The organism is Megasphaera sp. ASD88 (assembly GCF_002287425.1).
Lineage (GTDB): Bacteria > Bacillota > Negativicutes > Veillonellales > Megasphaeraceae > Megasphaera > Megasphaera stantonii.
The window spans coordinates 156,578-174,241 of the sequence record NZ_NQXW01000001.1 but is presented as its reverse complement, the minus strand read 5'-3'; the positions used below and the strand labels follow the sequence as shown (position 1 = coordinate 174,241).

14 protein-coding genes are annotated in these 17,664 nt (G+C 45.4%); 1 reads left to right on the top strand and 13 read right to left on the bottom strand.

Features of this window, described 5'->3' with window-relative positions:
* Position 1 precedes the first annotated feature (1 nt).
* The 8 genes from CJ260_RS00940 to CJ260_RS00905 form a co-directional block, all read right to left on the bottom strand.
* Positions 2–2,227: a tail fiber protein gene (locus CJ260_RS00940; protein ID WP_095628813.1), complete on the bottom strand. Its 2,226-nt coding sequence runs from the start codon at positions 2,225–2,227 to the stop codon at positions 2–4.
* Complete coding sequence (locus CJ260_RS00935) at positions 2,228–2,413, bottom strand: hypothetical protein (protein ID WP_095628812.1); 186 nt, start codon at positions 2,411–2,413, stop codon at positions 2,228–2,230.
* A gap of 8 nt (positions 2,414–2,421) precedes the next feature.
* Positions 2,422–3,186, bottom strand: a complete 765-nt coding sequence (locus CJ260_RS00930; RefSeq protein WP_095628811.1) for a hypothetical protein — start codon at positions 3,184–3,186, stop codon at positions 2,422–2,424.
* Positions 3,183–6,482 carry a phage tail protein gene (locus CJ260_RS00925; RefSeq protein WP_095628810.1) on the bottom strand — a complete coding sequence of 1,100 codons (3,300 nt, stop codon included), beginning with the start codon at positions 6,480–6,482 and terminating at the stop codon, positions 3,183–3,185. Before CJ260_RS00925 ends, CJ260_RS00930 begins: the two co-directional genes overlap by 4 nt.
* A 15-nt stretch (positions 6,483–6,497) precedes the next feature.
* Positions 6,498–7,316: a DUF2163 domain-containing protein gene (locus CJ260_RS00920; protein WP_095628809.1), complete on the bottom strand. Its 819-nt coding sequence runs from the start codon at positions 7,314–7,316 to the stop codon at positions 6,498–6,500.
* A 1-nt stretch (position 7,317) separates the two neighbouring features.
* The gene (locus CJ260_RS00915; protein ID WP_095628808.1) at positions 7,318–7,689 is read right to left on the bottom strand and encodes a hypothetical protein; all 372 of its coding nucleotides are present in this window, start codon (positions 7,687–7,689) and stop codon (positions 7,318–7,320) included.
* Complete coding sequence (locus CJ260_RS00910) at positions 7,690–8,106, bottom strand: NlpC/P60 family protein (RefSeq protein WP_095628807.1); 417 nt, start codon at positions 8,104–8,106, stop codon at positions 7,690–7,692.
* 122 nt (positions 8,107–8,228) lie between these two features.
* Positions 8,229–12,458 carry a phage tail tip lysozyme gene (locus tag CJ260_RS00905; protein ID WP_095628806.1) on the bottom strand — a complete coding sequence of 1,410 codons (4,230 nt, stop codon included), beginning with the start codon at positions 12,456–12,458 and terminating at the stop codon, positions 8,229–8,231.
* A gap of 105 nt (positions 12,459–12,563) precedes the next feature.
* Here CJ260_RS00905 and CJ260_RS00900 point away from each other — a divergent pair, with 105 nt between their 5' ends.
* Complete coding sequence (locus CJ260_RS00900) at positions 12,564–12,926, top strand: hypothetical protein (protein WP_095628805.1); 363 nt, start codon at positions 12,564–12,566, stop codon at positions 12,924–12,926.
* Between the two features lie 553 nt (positions 12,927–13,479).
* Here the strand turns inward: CJ260_RS00900 and CJ260_RS00895 are convergent.
* From CJ260_RS00895 to CJ260_RS00880, 5 genes are all read right to left on the bottom strand, one after another.
* The gene (locus CJ260_RS00895) at positions 13,480–15,633 is read right to left on the bottom strand and encodes a phage tail tape measure protein (protein ID WP_095628804.1); all 2,154 of its coding nucleotides are present in this window, start codon (positions 15,631–15,633) and stop codon (positions 13,480–13,482) included.
* A gap of 23 nt (positions 15,634–15,656) precedes the next feature.
* Positions 15,657–15,797, bottom strand: a complete 141-nt coding sequence (locus CJ260_RS12770) for a hypothetical protein (protein ID WP_158221348.1) — start codon at positions 15,795–15,797, stop codon at positions 15,657–15,659.
* Positions 15,797–16,234 carry a hypothetical protein gene (locus CJ260_RS00890; protein WP_095628803.1) on the bottom strand — a complete coding sequence of 146 codons (438 nt, stop codon included), beginning with the start codon at positions 16,232–16,234 and terminating at the stop codon, positions 15,797–15,799. Before CJ260_RS00890 ends, CJ260_RS12770 begins: the two co-directional genes overlap by 1 nt.
* A gap of 76 nt (positions 16,235–16,310) precedes the next feature.
* Complete coding sequence (locus tag CJ260_RS13280) at positions 16,311–16,763, bottom strand: hypothetical protein (protein WP_198947360.1); 453 nt, start codon at positions 16,761–16,763, stop codon at positions 16,311–16,313.
* A 79-nt stretch (positions 16,764–16,842) separates the two neighbouring features.
* Positions 16,843–17,652, bottom strand: a complete 810-nt coding sequence (locus CJ260_RS00880; RefSeq protein ID WP_095628802.1) for a hypothetical protein — start codon at positions 17,650–17,652, stop codon at positions 16,843–16,845.
* Between the last annotated feature and the right edge of the window lie 12 nt (positions 17,653–17,664).

Genomic DNA, 17,664 nt, shown 5'->3' with positions numbered 1-17,664 from the left:
TTTATCCTCCGCAACACACATAGTAAGTAACTGTATAAGAAGCAGGTTGTACTGTATCAGATTTGCCATAAATCGGACTGCACAATGACGCATTGAAATTGAGTATATTCTGTGCATATGGTTGCGTGCCATTCCCTAATGGCCCATTGTAATAATCTCCACTAAGGTAAAAGGCTCCGCCTGTACTCCCCCATGCAACAGCGTCTTTAGCAGCAACCGCAGCATATATCCCCGGCAACCCTGCTTCCCGATATTGTTTTGATGTAGCAGCTCCTTCGAGATACCGCTCTCTTAAATCTGGCAATACTCCATCCGGGAACACCTCAGCCAATAAAGGGTATTTACTCGTATCAAAGCTACTGCCGTCACATATAAGCAAATATTCGTAATCCTTGGGTGATACCAATTTAGGCACTATATCGCCAACTTCATAGCGGCATCTTTTGTCTCGAATGCGCCAACGTACACTCCCATCAGACGTTAGTACCCCCCCCCCACTACTTTGGAGGTCGGGTTCAGCCGCACCCGTTGTGCCTGCTTGAATACATTCTAGGTATGCCCAACTAGGAAGATTTGGGCTATACGCTATATCGCCTACAGCGTATTTCTTATTACGTTGCAATAAGTTCAAACCGGTGTAAAAACTATTCTGAGAGCCAGCTTGAGTCGTAACCGTGACTTTCCCCTCATTTTCCGTAACTGTTTTGACCAAGCTATTAGCTTGCGATTTACTCTCGTAAACACTCGAAGCTACATCCTGTCGCAAATATGTTTCATTGATGATGTTGCCGGAAGCATCCTGTTTGGCTTTCCCTACAGTTGTTGTCCCAGATACGATACCGTTAATATACCCGCTTAGTTCTTGATGCGCACTAGACGCATCGCTTTGGGTTTCGTAAGTATTGGCTATGTTACGCCCATTACCATCATATGTGGCCTTAACGGCAGAATTAACATTATTCACCGTAGTAGAAATACGGCTGCCATCCTTTTGAATAAATGTTAATTGGTCGTTGCTGTAAGTGACAGAAACCACAGCTTTTGACACGTCCGCATTCGTTGGGTAATTGGACAAATCTACGAAGCCACTAAGGTTGTCCCATCCAGCCCCATTCCAGATAACATTGTCACCAGCTTTGATTTCATGCGAGGAATCAGCATTCACAACATTCCACACATCACCAGTTTTATTCCCGCTTGTCGGCAAGTCTGAGTAGTTATTGACCGAGCCACAATACTTAGCCATGCCAGTAACTTTTGAGAGCGCGCTCTCAAGGGAATTTTGGATGACTTTAATTTCAGCTAACGCTTGGGCCACGGACGTTTCGCTACTTGCCGCATGGGTTTCTGATGATGCCGCAGCAGATGCGCTATTGGCACTAGACACTTCGGACGCCTTGGCGTTCGTTTCGCTGACCTTTGCGTTAGCCTCCGATACTGCCGCAGCTTTTTTCGCCGCAATCGTTTCTAACGCCCATGAACGAGCACTTCTAGTTTTTCCTGTAGGGCTTTCGTTGTCGCTTTGGTTGTCTGGGGAACCTTCCGATACGGCCCAAGCCTGAGCTAAATTTTCGGATGCCTTTGCATTAGTTTCGCTGACCTGGGCATTAGATTCAGATTCCGCCGCCGCATTCTCCGACGCTTTAGCTGCTGTCTCGGAAGATTTAGCATTAAGTTCTGATGTCTTCGAGTTAGTCTCACTTGTTTTCGCCTCGGTCGCACTTTCCGCTGCTTCGTCGCGATATTTTATAGCATCAATAATCGGCTGAATCGGTGTCTCTACCTTAACCCCATTGTTGAAATTAAAGAACAGATTGCCGTTATCATCCACTTCGGCGTCGATAACTTGACAAATAAGGCTTTGAAGCCATTCGTCTTCGCTGCCTTCGAAACCATGATTTACGGCAATCTCGTATGCAGACAAACCATCCACGGACGAAGAAACTAAAACCCATGATTCCCCGTCCCAGCGATACGTCTTACCGTCATCTTTCGTCACATAAAATGCATTATCTAAGCCGGCTTCGGGCAATGAAGCATAGTTGTCTACGTAAATAAAGGCTCCGCTGACCATATCAAACAACGCCTGGAAGTTGTTTATGATATAGTCAAGAATACCTTGGTTATCCTTTGTGACAAACGGCGACTTTTTGCCATATGAACCGGCTTGGATAATATTGTCGTTTGAATCGCGGATTTCCCCGCGCTGAAATGCTTGTCGCTTCACTTATTCCTCCACTACTTCATAATTTTGTTCAAAAATTTCTTGCGGCATGGTTTGTGTGCTATCCGCATTAAGCAACTCCACGTCACCGTTTTCTGAGTACCTATAAGGTTTGATGACGTAGCTCCCATCCTCTTGCTGCTCTGCAAGGATATGGAGTAATTTTTGTTTGTAAATTTTGTATGCCACAATGCCTCCTATTCAATGCGATACGGGACAGTATTGGGGTCGACTGCGATAAAACCGGCCTTCCCTCTAGTAATTACCGTGTCGGTGGTGACATCTGATTTGTAATAGTTTACATAAGCGGTGCCAGAGCAAGGTGGATAGCTTAAGTCCCCACTCCCATCACCAGTTTTCCCACCATAGAATTTTACATAAAAAACAACATTCTTTTTCCCAGTAACGGGAATTGTTTTTTCTATATTTTTGGTTACTGTAGCTGATTGAGCGTGATATATAACATTCGTCCAATCCTGAACAGCTACGCCATCTACTACCCATTTTACATCTACATTGCATTGCCCATATTGGTAATAATGAGGGTCCCGATACTCCATAACGTGTCCCCAACCAGAAACAGATACAGCAAATGTCATGGAGTTAGCATTTGATGTAACTGGGAATGTATACGAATATTCTTTCCATCCACCATCATCAGTGCCATTCCAATCGGCAAACTGTTTATTTACAATAACCTGTCCACCAGAACCGGCTTTTAAAATACTCCGGCAGTTTACGGTAAATCCGGCTGTAGATATTTCAGATGCTGATACCATTTGGTAAATATTGACATTAGAATATCCAACAGCAGATGTCTGTAAATTAGACGGGAAAATAAGCACTGACGGCACAACATCCCAAGGGGTGCTAAACCTAACTTTGTCTCCGTCGGAAGCAACACCTGTACAAAATCGGCCGACGCCAGCAAAGCGGTTCCCTAAAGAATCTTTAAAGCTCATGCCTTGGTCGTCAAAGACAACCGACGTCCCATATCTCCTGTTACCGTAAGACCATTTTCGTCAAGCCGAACTGCGCCACCCACAATGCCTGTCGTCGGGTCAACGCCGATAGCTATATCTTGGGCCGCTAATTTATCGGTCGAAATGGCTCCGGCTTGAACCATACCGTTTGTGATAACGTTATTATCAAAAATAGTGTCACCAGTCACATGAACCTTGCTACCATCAATTAAGATACTCTCTGGGGATACATTGATTTGGTTAATCACATCATCCTTTTTGACTCGCAGATTAATTGCGTCTTCAAGCTGTACCAACGCCGAATAGTTCTTTGCCCCATCCTCAGAATTCAAGTTGCCAACTAACTGGACTACTTGATTCTTAGCTTCAATGCCCTGGTCGATAGCATCTTGGATAACCTTATCAATTTTTTCTACGCTGACCGCTTCGTCATCCAAAAAGTCGTTGTCAACCAACACTTTTACAAGGACGCTTGAGACTTGAGACTTATTGCCTTCGCCGAAGATGTCCTTGTAGGCAATCTGTACGTCGTAAATACCTGCTCCACACATATGAGAGTAGACGTTATTTTGTGTATAGATGACGGTATCTGCATTATCAGCACCAGAAGCACTAATATAAATGCTCATCCCCATGCATCCATTAGGGATTGGGTCGGCAGTAATGCTAAAGCCACCTAATTTAGCCTCTAGTTTAGGAACTTCTGGCGTCGGCGGTTCTTCCTTGCTGTATTCCAAAACCGCAGGATAACCATAGGCTTTTGTAGCATTATGAGCGAACAAATAGACCGTCCCAGTCCGTTCGGTTAATGAAGCTTCAACGCTCGTGTTGGTTGTTCTAGCAATTAATCCTTCCTGTTCGCCTGCGTTTTCGTCGCTACGCAATTCGTAGAAGTCGACATCAGAGTTTGTTACCGGCTCCCAGACAAATTTGCACGTTTGCCCAAATACAACGCTGAAACCTGCAGGAGTGTTCGGGACTTCTGTCTTGCGGGCAATCGTAATGGTTTCCGTAGGCGCGCCGACTTCGGACGAAACGCCGCCATTAATGTTACGGCAGCGGACCATGATTTTATACGTTACGCCCACATTCACGTTACTAAAAATGAATTCGCCAGGCGCGTCACCGGCATATTTCCACTCACGAGAAAAACCAATTTCGTCAGCCGGGACATCTTCTTCAATAACACCGGCGTTTTCCAAGTCGTAATCTTCATTGGTTTTATAATAGACCAAACCAGTTTCAATTCCATAACCATCCGGCAAGTCATATTTAACAACCAAATCGTAGGCAACCGCACCATCTGGCCCTTGCTTATACACGGTGTAGGCACTTAGATTTTCTGGTTGAGGGACAGCCGTGGGCATAATTTCTTCCTCGTCGCCGGGCTGAATCGGCGTATACGAATGAAGTTGTAAGTTACCACCGAATCGGTCGTCATAAATGGATGCGTTGTATTGACGACAAGTCAGCGTGTATTCGCCGTTGTCGTCTTGGATTTGCAAGATACGCACCGGCATATCCTTGAACAAATCCACTTCTTTGCCTTCAACGACCATTTTATGCGAAACCAACACGACATCGCCCGGTTCCAAATGCATCCCCTGCATCCCAGTTTTAAAGGTCATGGTGATGGGGCATAATCGTACAAGGTCACGATAAATTTTCCCTAACCGTGAAGCCTGGGACTGGCTTGTAACCCCAATCAGCTCAACATCTTTGGAAATGACTTTTCCTCGGCCAATCGGGCTTGCCGCCTGGCTTACTAAATCTTCCACGATAACCGGGACTGCCGTCCAGTTAAGGTTCGGTTCGATGTATTTTACGTTGTAGCGATTCGGGCTGTCTGCCGTAGAGTCGGCCTTATAGGAAATACTGTCGGCGATAATATTATCGTCCGTAAAAGAATAAACCGCCGATTCGGCTTTTTCTACTTTTAGTGCTACTTTCCCGTTGGTAAATACGAGGAACCCGGCAAAGCAAGCCAACATATTCTGCAACGTCTCAAGATAAGTCTGCTTTTCGTTGACAACGATATTCAGCCGGTAACGGGGTTCCGTAATGGAACGCCCTGCGCCATCGGTACTCGTAATAATTTCATCACAATAATTCGCCACATCCTTAAAGGAATCCTCATCAAGCATGTCCGCTGTGATGAAATGCCCTGCGCCGAACGTTCGGTTAATCAAAAAGTCTCGGACAATCATCGCGGGGTTTTCCGAATAGTCGGTCTTGCCGGTCCGTGTGTCGTAAATTTTACGGCCATGTGCAATACAGACTACTGTAGGGTTCCCTGCCCCCAACTTGTCGGAATATTTAAGGTACGCATGGAGATATGCCATGTTGGGGTATGCCCCGGACTTTTCGTAATATTCCGGCGCACCCTGTGTGCCATCAAAAAACTGAATCCATGAATCGTTTGTGGCGTCATATGATTCCAGCCGGAACATGACTGGCTTTTGGTAACAGCCTGTACGACTACACGTAGCTAAATCTTCCGGCGGGTCAGAAATAACAACAGGGTTGACTACTTGCCACCCTTCCGCTGCAAAATTGGTATCATAATGAATCCCTTCGAGATACTGGTACAACAAAGAGAAAGAGCAATTATAATCATTGGAACTATCGTCATTTAAATCTACTGGGTCTTGCAACCAAATCTTTACCTCGTTGGTTCCCCAACGAAGAATAAGCTGCTTATCGTTATCAGTGGGCCGTCCCCATCCGCCATTTTTAATTTCAACGGATGCGTCTGGATATTTCCAGTTAATTAGCCCAAAAACAGGATTATTCCCAGTGCTGATAGAGGACATATAGTGGCTGTTTGTCGTGTACTGACGAACAACCGTCGGGATATTCCCGTTCGGTTTCAATAAGTAGCCATTGGCTGTCAAGCCGTATGCACCACTGAACTGCCCTTCACCGAGGATTACGTCTTTAATTAACCATTTATCATCTGAATTGGTTTGGTGCCAAGACTGTAATCCGCCAATCATTCGGGTCCCATACACCAAAGGAATACGAGCATCCGAGTCGACGGTATTCATCTTGGAATCGAACGAACTTGCCTTTGTCTCTTGGTCAATAGGGTCTAATGCCGACCCGATTGTCTGGCCTAAAGACAACCCCATAATGGCTCCGGCTGTTCTCTGTACCCATAAAAGCCCAGAAGAAATCCCAAACATCCCTGGAAATGCAAACCCGGCCACAGCCCCAACAAGGCCTAACGCTTTCCCTAAGCCTGACTTTCCGCCTTTGCCTCCGCCTTTACCCAATTAATTCACCTCTCATTACGTCTTAACCTGATATTCAAACGGTACGTACAAAAATCCGCCGTAGCGATGTAAGTTGCCATATGCTTTGCACGAGGGAACCGTCTTGTCGCAATTCTGTGCAATCTTAAATCCGCCACTTGTATCAATCTCCGAAGGAAATTCGTATTCAAGGACAACATAATTTGGCCCCTGCCCAACAACCCTGCGAGACAGGCCGTCAATGGTTATGATTGCGTTGAGCCAATACCCGTTGCCCAAGACGGTACTGTAACACGTTGGCCGCATCACCCCGTCAAATTTCATCGTCTCAAGACGGCAGGAGCCGCTTGCGGTTGCGATGGAGTGTTTGCAATTCTCGTCCCCGAATTCTGCGCTACAGTTATACCCCATTGTACGACAACTATCCATGTTTGGGATGTCCGACACGATAGAGCACTTAAATGTTGCGTCCTCGGAGAGTTCCGGGCTGTCTATCTGCCCGTAAAAGACTAGCGACACACAATTCGGGTCTGTCAGGCTTTCGGGGTATTGAATCCGATAGATATAGCAGCGGCACCCCAAGAAATTTTTACCGTTTAATAAAGCCAGCGTAAAATAGTCATTGGTGTTGCTAATTTCGATGTCGCAGTTATCGACACGGCTATCTACCGTCTTTGTGATTTCCCCACGCTTGACAGGATAAGCCATGTAGGTTTCTCCTGCAAAGGGGATGTCTTGGTCGCACGAAGCAATCAAGAGGTCATAACTAGGTAACTCAATCCGATACAGTTCAATGAAAAACGTCGTGCCGGACTCTTTTGCTCCGGCCATTGATACAGGCAACGATACTGCCAAGTTATAACACCTCCTTCAAGTTAATATCCGCTTCAAAACCAACCACAAAGCCATGCGTTGCGCTTCCTTTGTCAAAATCTCTATATTTCTTTATATTTAGTGTTGCGTCTGCAAAACGCACTTGCTGCTCGTCGCCATTTTCGTCTGTAAAAAGAAAAGGATAAGCATCGCCTACACAATCGTCAAAAAAGGACTCTAATACAGCCGCTTCGTCGGCAGTCCCCCTTACATTAATTTTCCATGTGCGAACAGGGTTCAACGACTGAATCTGCACCTGTTCCTTCTGGGAGTAGAATTTGACCGATTTGGTAGCATACGCTTTACTCTTGTCTATTTCGAAGATATATGGCAACGGAAATTTCTGTAATGCCATTTATTTTCTCCTTTTAAATCCCGCACGAAAGAAAGGCTTCCAATATCTAGCCCTATAAATCGTACTCTTTGACTTCCCATAAATTACCGGAATTTCCATTGCAAGAGCTTTCCCCTCGCCCACATAAACGCCGACGTGGGGGTCGCCATCGACCAACACAAGGATAACGTCTCCGTATTCTAGCTCGTCGGGGTTTTCCGTTACGGCAAAGTGCTTCAAAAGGTACCGAATGAGCCGTGTTGGTTCGTGCTTAATATATTCGTCGTAGGTCGCAGGTCTGGGCCTGCCGTCGTCAAAATCTTGTTCGTAGCCGTGGTCTTTATAAAACTGCTGCACAAGATTTAGACAGTCGCAGGTGTCGCCTGCCCCTTGGTACTCATGGACTTTCCCAATATATTTATTCAAATTTTCTTTCATATAAATCACCTAGTAAAAAGAAAGGGACTCCCACGCGAGAGTCCCTAAAAATTACCCCTCTATATATAATGTCCCAAAGTGTCGGTTTGTGACACATTTTTGCATTATTTGAGAGAGAATATTTATTTCAAGTAGTTGTAGCTTTTCCCTTTCTGGTACATCCGAGTGAATTCGTTCATGTCCATAGACTGCTTAACGACAACCGGCTGCATAACGGCTGTTCCGCCACCGCCGTTGTTGGCCTGGTTATTAGCCATCGCCGAAAGGATGTTAAGCAACGTCTGATTCTGCCGCTTCATCTGCTCCATGTAGACTGCCTGCTGTTTGACTTGTACTGACATGACACCCCTCGTGGCAAGTTCCTTGTTCTTGAAGTTCGGGACTACCGGGGAACCTTTTGAGAGTACACCCAAATCTTCCCCAGCTTTCTTCCAAAGAGCCACACCACGAGGGCGGTTCTGCTCCGTAGGGATGACGTATTCGGTCTTATCATTTTCGCCAAGGGTTGCTATTTCTTCTTCATCTACTTTGCCACCGCTCGCATGATGGCCAAATAAACGGAACAGCCAAGGAAGTGTATTAGCAAAAATACCAAGCTTATTGCCAAGAGCTAAATCTCCCCAACCGCCACCGGAGGTTGGCATCCCCCAGTTGTATTTAGTCGTAAAACCGGCTATACCTTGCAAAGTTTTAGCCATATTGGTTACGCTTCCGTCGACGCCAAAAGAATATTTCATATCAGGGATAGCCGTGCCTGCAGGTAGCCCATCAGTGAGTGAGTTAACTGCGTTCCCGATTCCACCTGCAATGTTAGCTGCGTTAGTTACGTACACGGGTGTCGGATTCGCCAATGTGGCTGTATTGATGGTCGAGAAGTGGCTACCTGTCAACGGGTCAACCCCTACAACTGGCTCGGTTGCTCCGATTGCTTGTCCCCAAGAAGCCATACTAGGCCGATAGGTGCCGTTGCTCATATATGCCGACATGGGACCAGTCGCATACGTTGTAAAGGTTGTGTCATATGGCATTTTATAGCCATATGGGCCATCTAAAAATTGGTCTTTCTGGTCACGATGACGATTTACGAATTGACGCAGGATGTTTCCAAGAAGCGAATTTGTCCCTTCTTTGCCACCGCTCAAAAGTAACGTTAAAGCATCTTCGCCAAGCTGCTTCCAAAGGTTTTTGAGTTTATCCCGCAAGCTTTCTCCTTGGATTAGTACACTCTTAGTAAACTCGGTAAACTGCTGGTTTACGTCGTTCTTGAGCGTCGCCGCATACTTTTTGGCTGCTGCATCCGCTTCAAGCCATGCCTGTTTCTGCTTTTCGATTTCTTCGGGAGAACCACCGAACAACTGATTGCCAGCTCGGTCATACACAGGGTTCCCTTCCGCATCCAAGATAGGCTGCATCATTTCGTCGTATTTTTCCTTGGCAAGTCTTGCGATTTCTTCAAGATGTTGCTGTTCGAAAATATTACGATAAAACGCATCATATCTTTCATTGCTATGCGTAATTTCCCATTCCCGGATGTCGTCGTTTTCGCTTTGGATTGGCTTGTCATACCGAAGCTTTGTGCGGTTCTGATACAGCTTAACCCATTCCATTTGGTCTTTATGATATTGCTCATCCGACTCACGAATCTTTTGCTTAACCTTGACAATCTCATTCAAAGTTGCCAGAATAGGTTTATAGAGGGCTGATTCTGCATCAATCCCGGCAATAAGCTTTTGCTGCTCTTCCAGTTCAAGTTTCAAAAAGTCGTCTTTACCCATATGGAAAAGCCGCTGTGAGTCAGCATCGCTCAAGTTGTTGACAACTTTTTCAAGCACCTTGGAATACTGCTCCGTAATATTTACGTCGTCCACAAGTTTCGCCTGGTAGGTGTCGAGCTGCTTGCCAGTGTTTTCCATGTTCTGACCAAACAACTGCTGGTCTTCATTGATAACATCCATAGCGTACTTATACTTTTCTCCAACAACTTTTTCGAGCGTATCGGCGGCTTTGTTGAGCGTATTGTAATATTGCTGCAACCGTTTCGCTTCTTTTTCGGCTCTCTGTTCAGGCGTGAGTTGTTTTACCTTAGACGGGTCAGAGTCGTAAAGGGACATACCGTTTACGTAATGGCTGGAAACGTCGCCGTAATACTGCATACGGTTGGCAATATTGGGGATGCCCGCACGTTCTACCTTCGACGTGAACAGTCTTACGTCGCCTTCGGCAGATGTGTCATTGGTTACGCCATTTAAATATTCTTGCCAAGAGCCTGCTTCGGTGTTATTCATTTCCCACCGCATAAAGGCCAACTGGTTTGCCAAATCACGCCAATCTGAACTGCCCCCCATTGCAGCCCTCTGAGCCACAAAGTCAAGGTAAGCCTGTTTGCGGTCGGCTGTCCATTGCATCAAACCAATACCAGCCTTGGGGTCTTCAAAACTCATCCCTTCTTGGATGGCACCGGGGTCAAAACTGGATTCTCCACCAATAGCAGCCATTGCGGCCCATGCCTGTTTGTCCGAAAGGTTTTCTGCTTTCAGGGCATCATAAAGCTGCCTTTGAACAGAATTGTCCTTAAAGTCGGCATTCGTCTTAGCTGCTGAACCAAGGATGTCATAAATGGATGCACCGTTGTTGGAAAAATGAAGATTGCCACCGCCACGAGCATAATGCGCATTCTCTGGCAAATATTCGTCCAAGGCGGTCAAGCCAATCCAAGAGCCATAATCCGACAACCATTGACGTGCGCCGGGGTTATTTTCAAGGATGTCTCCAACAAGGTCGAATGCTAACCCATCGTCATGTTTGGAGCCATCGCCACGATTCCGCTTCATGGAAGATACAAGCAAGTGCTGTCCAAATTTGCGATAAAAGGCTTCGTCCATAATGCGGAGCTTGAGTTCTGTATCTTGGGTTACATTGCGGTCTACGCCATCTTCGGTTACGTAATTGGAAGCGTTCGGGATGCGGATTTCGTTGCCTTCCATGTCAAAAACTCGCTTTTTGCCTTTCTTGCCAGAACCGCCAGAGCCGCCACCAGATTCATCAATTTCCGAACCACCCTTTGAGGTCTGGTTAAAGCCATTACCAAGTATGCTGTTCATATTGGCATTGTAGCGCTGTATATTTTGCAATCCTTTAGTAACTTCTTCCCCTTTGGTGCGATTAGCTGCCCCATTGATGGATTTAGTATCTTCGTCTACTGCGCTACTATATTTATTGACTAACTCTTGTTCTTCGGCAATCGCTTCGTCTATGCTTTGAGTACCAACAAGTTCGCCCAAAAGCCCCCATTCATTAGTAAGCCCTTGCTTTTTCATGTTCTGCAAAGACTGTAACCGCCGAGTGTGGTTTTTAAGCATTGCCGAATCGAAGGAGCGGTTGAAATCCTGTAATTTCAACATAATGGCGTCCCACCAACGGCCCAACCTGATTAATTCCTCAATAACGCCACCAATACCCTGTTTTTGGATGTCGAGGTTTTCAGCAACTTGTTTAGTGTATTCAAGTTCGGCATCCGCAATCGTTTTTAAACCTTGAGCTTTTTCCTGCAATCCACTTCGGTCTGTGGCGATTTGCTCTTTATGCTTACTGATAATTTCGTCTAAATAAGCAGACTCGTTTGCGTGAGCCTCTACATTAACCGCGTCTTTTTCGCCAATAATATTAACCAACGCCTCATGGGTGCTTTGCTGGTCTTTAAGCAACTTATTCCGTTCTTCTTCTGAAAGGTTGGCTTCTTTCAAGCGTTCGGAAATTGCACGGTATCCTTCCGCATATGCGCGGATAGATTCGAGAGACTGTTCTTTACGGTTTAATAATTCTTCTTCAAGTTCAATTTGGGATGTAATTTCTTCCGCTTGGCCTTCACGGATAGCACGAGCATCTGCTTCTTTTCCACTCAATACGTCATAAAGGGTGATTAACATTCCCAAAGCACCAACAATTTTTAATATACCCGGCAAAGTGGCTGTGGCACTTAAATTACTAAGGAAATTTCTAGTCCCTATACTGACCAACAAAGCACGCATAGTCCCTAAAATACTAACTATACTTTTCAACGCACCCACAATAGCAGTTGTTTTAGCAAACAAAACACCGCTTACAACAAAAGTGATTAATTGGGATGTGCTTAATTGGTCTGCTATTTCAACTATTTTCCTTGCGCCGTCAATAATTAATTTAAAGGCAGAAGATAAATTGCCTGCACCAGTGGATAGTGATACAAGCTGTTGCTGAAATTGTTCAGCTTTTCTTGCTATCGTATCCATTTGCATTGCTACCTGTTCTTGAGTAAAGCCGTAAGATTCAGTGCTTAACCGCAACGCATGAAGAAAATCGCTGTAGTTAAGCATAGCTCCGGCTTTGTTCCATTGATACTTCTTATATTATTCTGTTGTAATTATTTTTGTTACGTATGTATGTTCGTGGTATAATATTGTTATAAAGGAAGTGATACTATGAACGATAAAATAGGGTGCGGAACCATATTAATCGGAATTATTTTGTTAATCCTCGGATTTGCCTACGCCGCAAAAGTTGGGGCGATGGGCTTTATTATGACCATTGTTTTTCTGTGCTTAGCTAGGGTCATGATTCCTATATTTTACGGGATTCTGCAATTTTTCTTCCTTGGTTGGCTTGTTCAAATAATAGGTTGGATAATTTGGTGTTTACTTGTAATAGAATTCTTTAAATGGTTGGGGGTTAGCCCATCTTGGTCATTTGGCGGAATTATTATTGCGGTCATTGTAGCAATAGTCTTTTTCTTCCCCTTTATTCTACAAGCAGCATACGAACAGCAACAACAAAATAAATCATAGGCTTCTTTTCAGTTATCCCTATGGTTAGACTGTATATTCACCCTTGTGTCCTGCAAGGGGCGGTTATGTCAGTCGTTCGGGGTCTGCATTTATTCCAATCAAAAAGACACCTTTTGGGGTGTCTTTTTCTTTTGCGCGTATTGTGTTATAGTAATATACGAGAGCCACAGCCAAGGGGCATGTTTTTTATTGGTGATTAGTCCTAGGGAGGTTGTCTTATGAGTGATATTGTATCTCTCATTTTGGCCCTGTCTCGGTTGGTTGATTCTGTCTCCAACCTGATTTGGGTCATTAAGCTGTGCTAACATGCGCAGCGTTGCAACCCAACGAAGGTTTTCGCTGATACTCAGGGCCGTTTACGTTACGCTTCGCTTATACCCTATTTTTTTAAACATGCCGAATCTGAGCTGTAGGCTCTTTTTTTATATCACTAAATATATTATAACACATTTTTTCTTTTTATACAAACATATGTTTGTGTTCTAATTGGAATAATTGCAGTTTCCCTCGGTCTCCCCCACTTCTGGGACTTTGACCGATATAAAACCGTTTTTTACGCCGCAGTTACCTGCGGTTGGGGCAAGTATGATGGTTTACCCCCAGCAATTTTCATGAACAGGTTTTCAAGGTTCTTTTCTGTGCCTTGGGTTTTAATCATTAAGTCGACAAGCACTTGGCCTACATTACGGAAATGCTTAGAACCATTTTCGTCGAACTCGTATACCGCAACGCCCATTTTTTCGATTTCTTCAACAGCTTTTTTGCTGTGAATAGAACCGATAATAGACTTCATAGCGTTACCGATTTCGCCGCCTGCCTGCTGCGTATTACGAAGCATTGTGGCGAGGATGGCTTGCCCTACGTCAAATTCGATACCTGCAGCGTGCATCGAAGAAGCAGCTCTCTGATTAGCAGCCGACAAGTCTTGTGCGGATACGGCCATGTTGTGCGCAATCGCAGTCCATGAGTCACAAATCTTAGACGAAACGGCCATTGCATCGTTGTTGTTTTTAATCTCAAATCCCCACTGAGCAATAGACGATTCGAGATTTTTATTCGCCTGAACAACGCTAAAACTATCCGCTACGGCCAATTTCATGGCAGCGTCAGTCATGGTCAGGACGATGTTATTATCTTTGTACATCCGGCCCCACAATGTAGCGGACTCGGCAACGTCTTTATGAGCTTCGCCATATTTAATCGCAAGGTTTATCAAGGATTGCTGCATAGCGTCAAGTTCATCTTTAAATAATTTGGAACCAACAACCCCTTCGCGCATCCCTTTTTGCAAATCCTCAATAGACAAGTCATGGATGGATTTACCAAAAGCGTTTACGGAAATGGAAGCAGCTCCAACCGACCGGGAAAGTTCTTCTGCTCCTTCGACGACAGGCGCACCGTGGCTCATGACCTGTGAAAATTGAGCCATTTCTTTTTCAACATCGCGTAATGTGTTGAAATATGCGTTTGCGCCACCGAAAAGTCCTGCTGCTCCAAAACTTGTCAATACCCAACCCATACGATGAGTAATTTTATCCCAAGTGGTCCCGAAAAAGTCCGCCTTGAGTGCCAACAAATCCATGTTGCGTTCTGCATCCTTAATTTGCTTAGAAAGCTGTTTATATTGAGTAAGCAAAGGAGCTAAATTCTCGCCATAAGCGTTACGGTTCGTTTTATAGTTGTCGATGTAATTCATCTTAATCTTGGCTTGTACTTCTTCAAGCTGCTCTTGAAGGCGTCTATACTGTTGTACTGCCGACCGCACACTTTGCGTTGTCGCCTGCTCTGCCTCTTTGGACGCTTTGGCTTGTTCTCGGATTTCCTTGTTTAATTCTTGCTGCGCTTTGGCCTGTGCCTTTTTGGCTTCTTCTTCGGCCTTGCCAGTAATCCGCCCGTTCAGCTCATCTTTGGCCTTTTTGGCTTCTCGATAGGCAACCGTAATCTCATCGATGGCTTTCTTTAAGCGGTTCTGAACGCCAATGTCTGTGCTATCTCCGAAACCCCTTTTGAGTTCATCGACCATCTTCTTAAGCTGTGAAAGCTCTTTAGAGTAGCTTTCAGCGGGCGTGAAATTACGAAGGAAATCGGTCTTTCCATCCCAACCAGAGAAGACCTGCTGAACGGTTCTATCGGTTAACCGCTTAGTCGAACTCGGAATGCCATCGACCGCATCTTTTAATGCCCTAGCTCTACGTTCTGCGTCTTTTAAAGATGCACTAAATCGATTTGTAGCTAGGGCTGCTCTCTGCGTGCTGATAGCTCCCGAATTAGCCAGGCCTTCAATCTGCCGAATAGCTTCCCGATACAACCGGGCTTGTTCGATGGCTGAGTTGGGAATCAGGAAGCGGTCAAGAATCTGCTTTTGAAAATCCTTCGGGTTGCCACTCCACGACTCCAACACTCTCTGCAATTCCTGAATCTGTTTCTTTACGTCGCCGATAGGTTTCGTGTTGATGTCGGTTGCTTTTTGAATCCATGAAGTGTAGACCGAATTGAGCTTATTCAACTCCCGTTGTGCTTCTCGGATGCTCTTATTTAAGTCGTCAAGAGCAACCTCATCTGCACCTTTACGCTGCTTCTTTAAATCAGTAATTCGGTCTTTTAAAGAGTCAATCTGTTTAACGACCGCATCAATATTTTCTGTAGATTTCCCTGTCGTCACATCGACGGAAAACCCTATGCGTTCATTATTTAATTCGTCTGCCATGTAATTACCTTTCTATAATCATGTTAAAATAATCCGCGAGCCTGCAATGCGGCTACTGCGTCCTTGCCGGTAAGCGGCGTATCGTCATCATCCGTTTTAATGTCTTTGTTGATTTCAGAAATCGCCTCGGCCAATCCTTCAAGCTGCGGAATGGTGTACCGCATTATGCTTTCTCTGGTTTCGCTGGTGTTTTGGATAAGGCTTGCAATGACGACATCAAGGCTGCCTGTGTCATCTGTTCCACCATCTTTTTTTTTAATCCGCTGATACCGCGGTAAGCGTCTAAAACAAATACGCCTGTGTTGACATCCAAAATCTCAACAAGTTCACGACGGGGGACATGCAGGGCCAACTCAAACAGCTCGCACATAGCGTTCCATCGGTCATAATTATATTTAATTTTACCTTCTTTGGAGCGAACCACCTTGCCTTCTTTATCGGTTTCCGGGAAAGGAAGGTTAAGGTACAAAAATTGGTCGTCAATTTTGCTAAAAAGCCGTTCTACCTTTGCATAGTCATGTAACCGCATAGGGAAAATCTTATATTCTTTGCCGTCTAATCCGACATAGTTTTCTTGTGGTACTAATGTATCATTTGCCATTCATTAGATTCCTTTCAATAAAAAAAAATAAGGGGAAGAAACCTCCTTTGTTCTCCCCCTTTCAAAAATTTATAGGCTATTCGCCTGCTGTATATGTACCAGTAATAGTGATAGGTTCGCCTTCCGACATTGTGAGCTGACCCGAAATGGTCGTGCCATTCACATTAATTGTACAGCCAGTAATCGTCGGCGCATTCTTGCCAGCAGGGCCCGTTGCACCGTCCTGCCCGTCTGCGCCAGTGGCTCCCGTATCACCCTTATCCCCCTTCGCGCCTTTTAGATTTTTAAATGCGAAGGCAAAGGTTCTCGCCTGCGCCGTACCTCCCGGCGTGACTGTCACAGACGGCGTGCCGGTGTTGGCGTCTACTGTTGCCGTTACCGACGTAATTTCCGCCGCGGCTCCATCAGCACCAGCAGGGCCAGGGTCCCCCTTAGCACCCTGATTATTCAGAATGCCGTCTTCCATGTGATTCATTTTTTCGGCCGTAATTGTCTGGCCTGCTGCCCAAGTCTGTTTTGTGTATGCCATTCGTTATTATCTCCTATCCAATAACCGATTCGCCCACCTTAGCGCTGCCTACTTTGGCAACGCTAGAGGTCGGTTCTTTTCATTCACTCGCAGAATCTACAATTTCCTGTGTCATGCGTAAGATTACACCGTCTTTCCGGCCAGAATCGAATACATCGAATTCCAGTTCGGGAGCCGATGCTTCCTGACGTTTGTAATCTACATCCAAGGAACCTGTCGAACGAGCCTTGTAGATGACCGTGTGGATAACAACTTTCTTGCCATCGTCAATATCAATCGGCATGGATTTATGACGAAGCATGACAAAGCCCGGAAGCGACGCTGTCGTAACCGCTGCGGAAACCGTATCGGAAACCGTGTACATGCCCGAAACAGAAATGTACTTATTCGTAACTTCTGCGCCAAGGGTAACTTCACCAGCCGCCGTGATAGTAAATTCGCCTTCGTCCGGAGACTCAGCTACGTAAGCCAACGGGGTTGCATTTTCTTCGCCGTCTGCGTCATCCGAAATCGTAACGATAGTTTCTTCGGGGACAATCGTAGTGAGTTCGCCCGAAACCGTATACGACGTACCAGATGCAATCAGAGACGGGCCATCATCAAAGATAAGCAAGCCATTCGATTCCATGTTCGCGCCACGGACAAGATTCAGGTATTCAAGACCAAAACGGGCTTCTGTGACCGTTACCGTGATGTCCTGGTCTTTATTGATGATGTAAATAGGTGCTAGGCCGTCGCCACCGTATACTTTATCTGTGGAACCACTAAAGGAAATCTTCATGTCCTGCATGGTACCCATCGGCGTGACCTGTGCTTTACCATTGACAGTAGACGAAATGTATGCCTTGCCTACGCCATTCAATACAATAGGTTTAGACTGTTTTGCCAATTATTTTTCTCC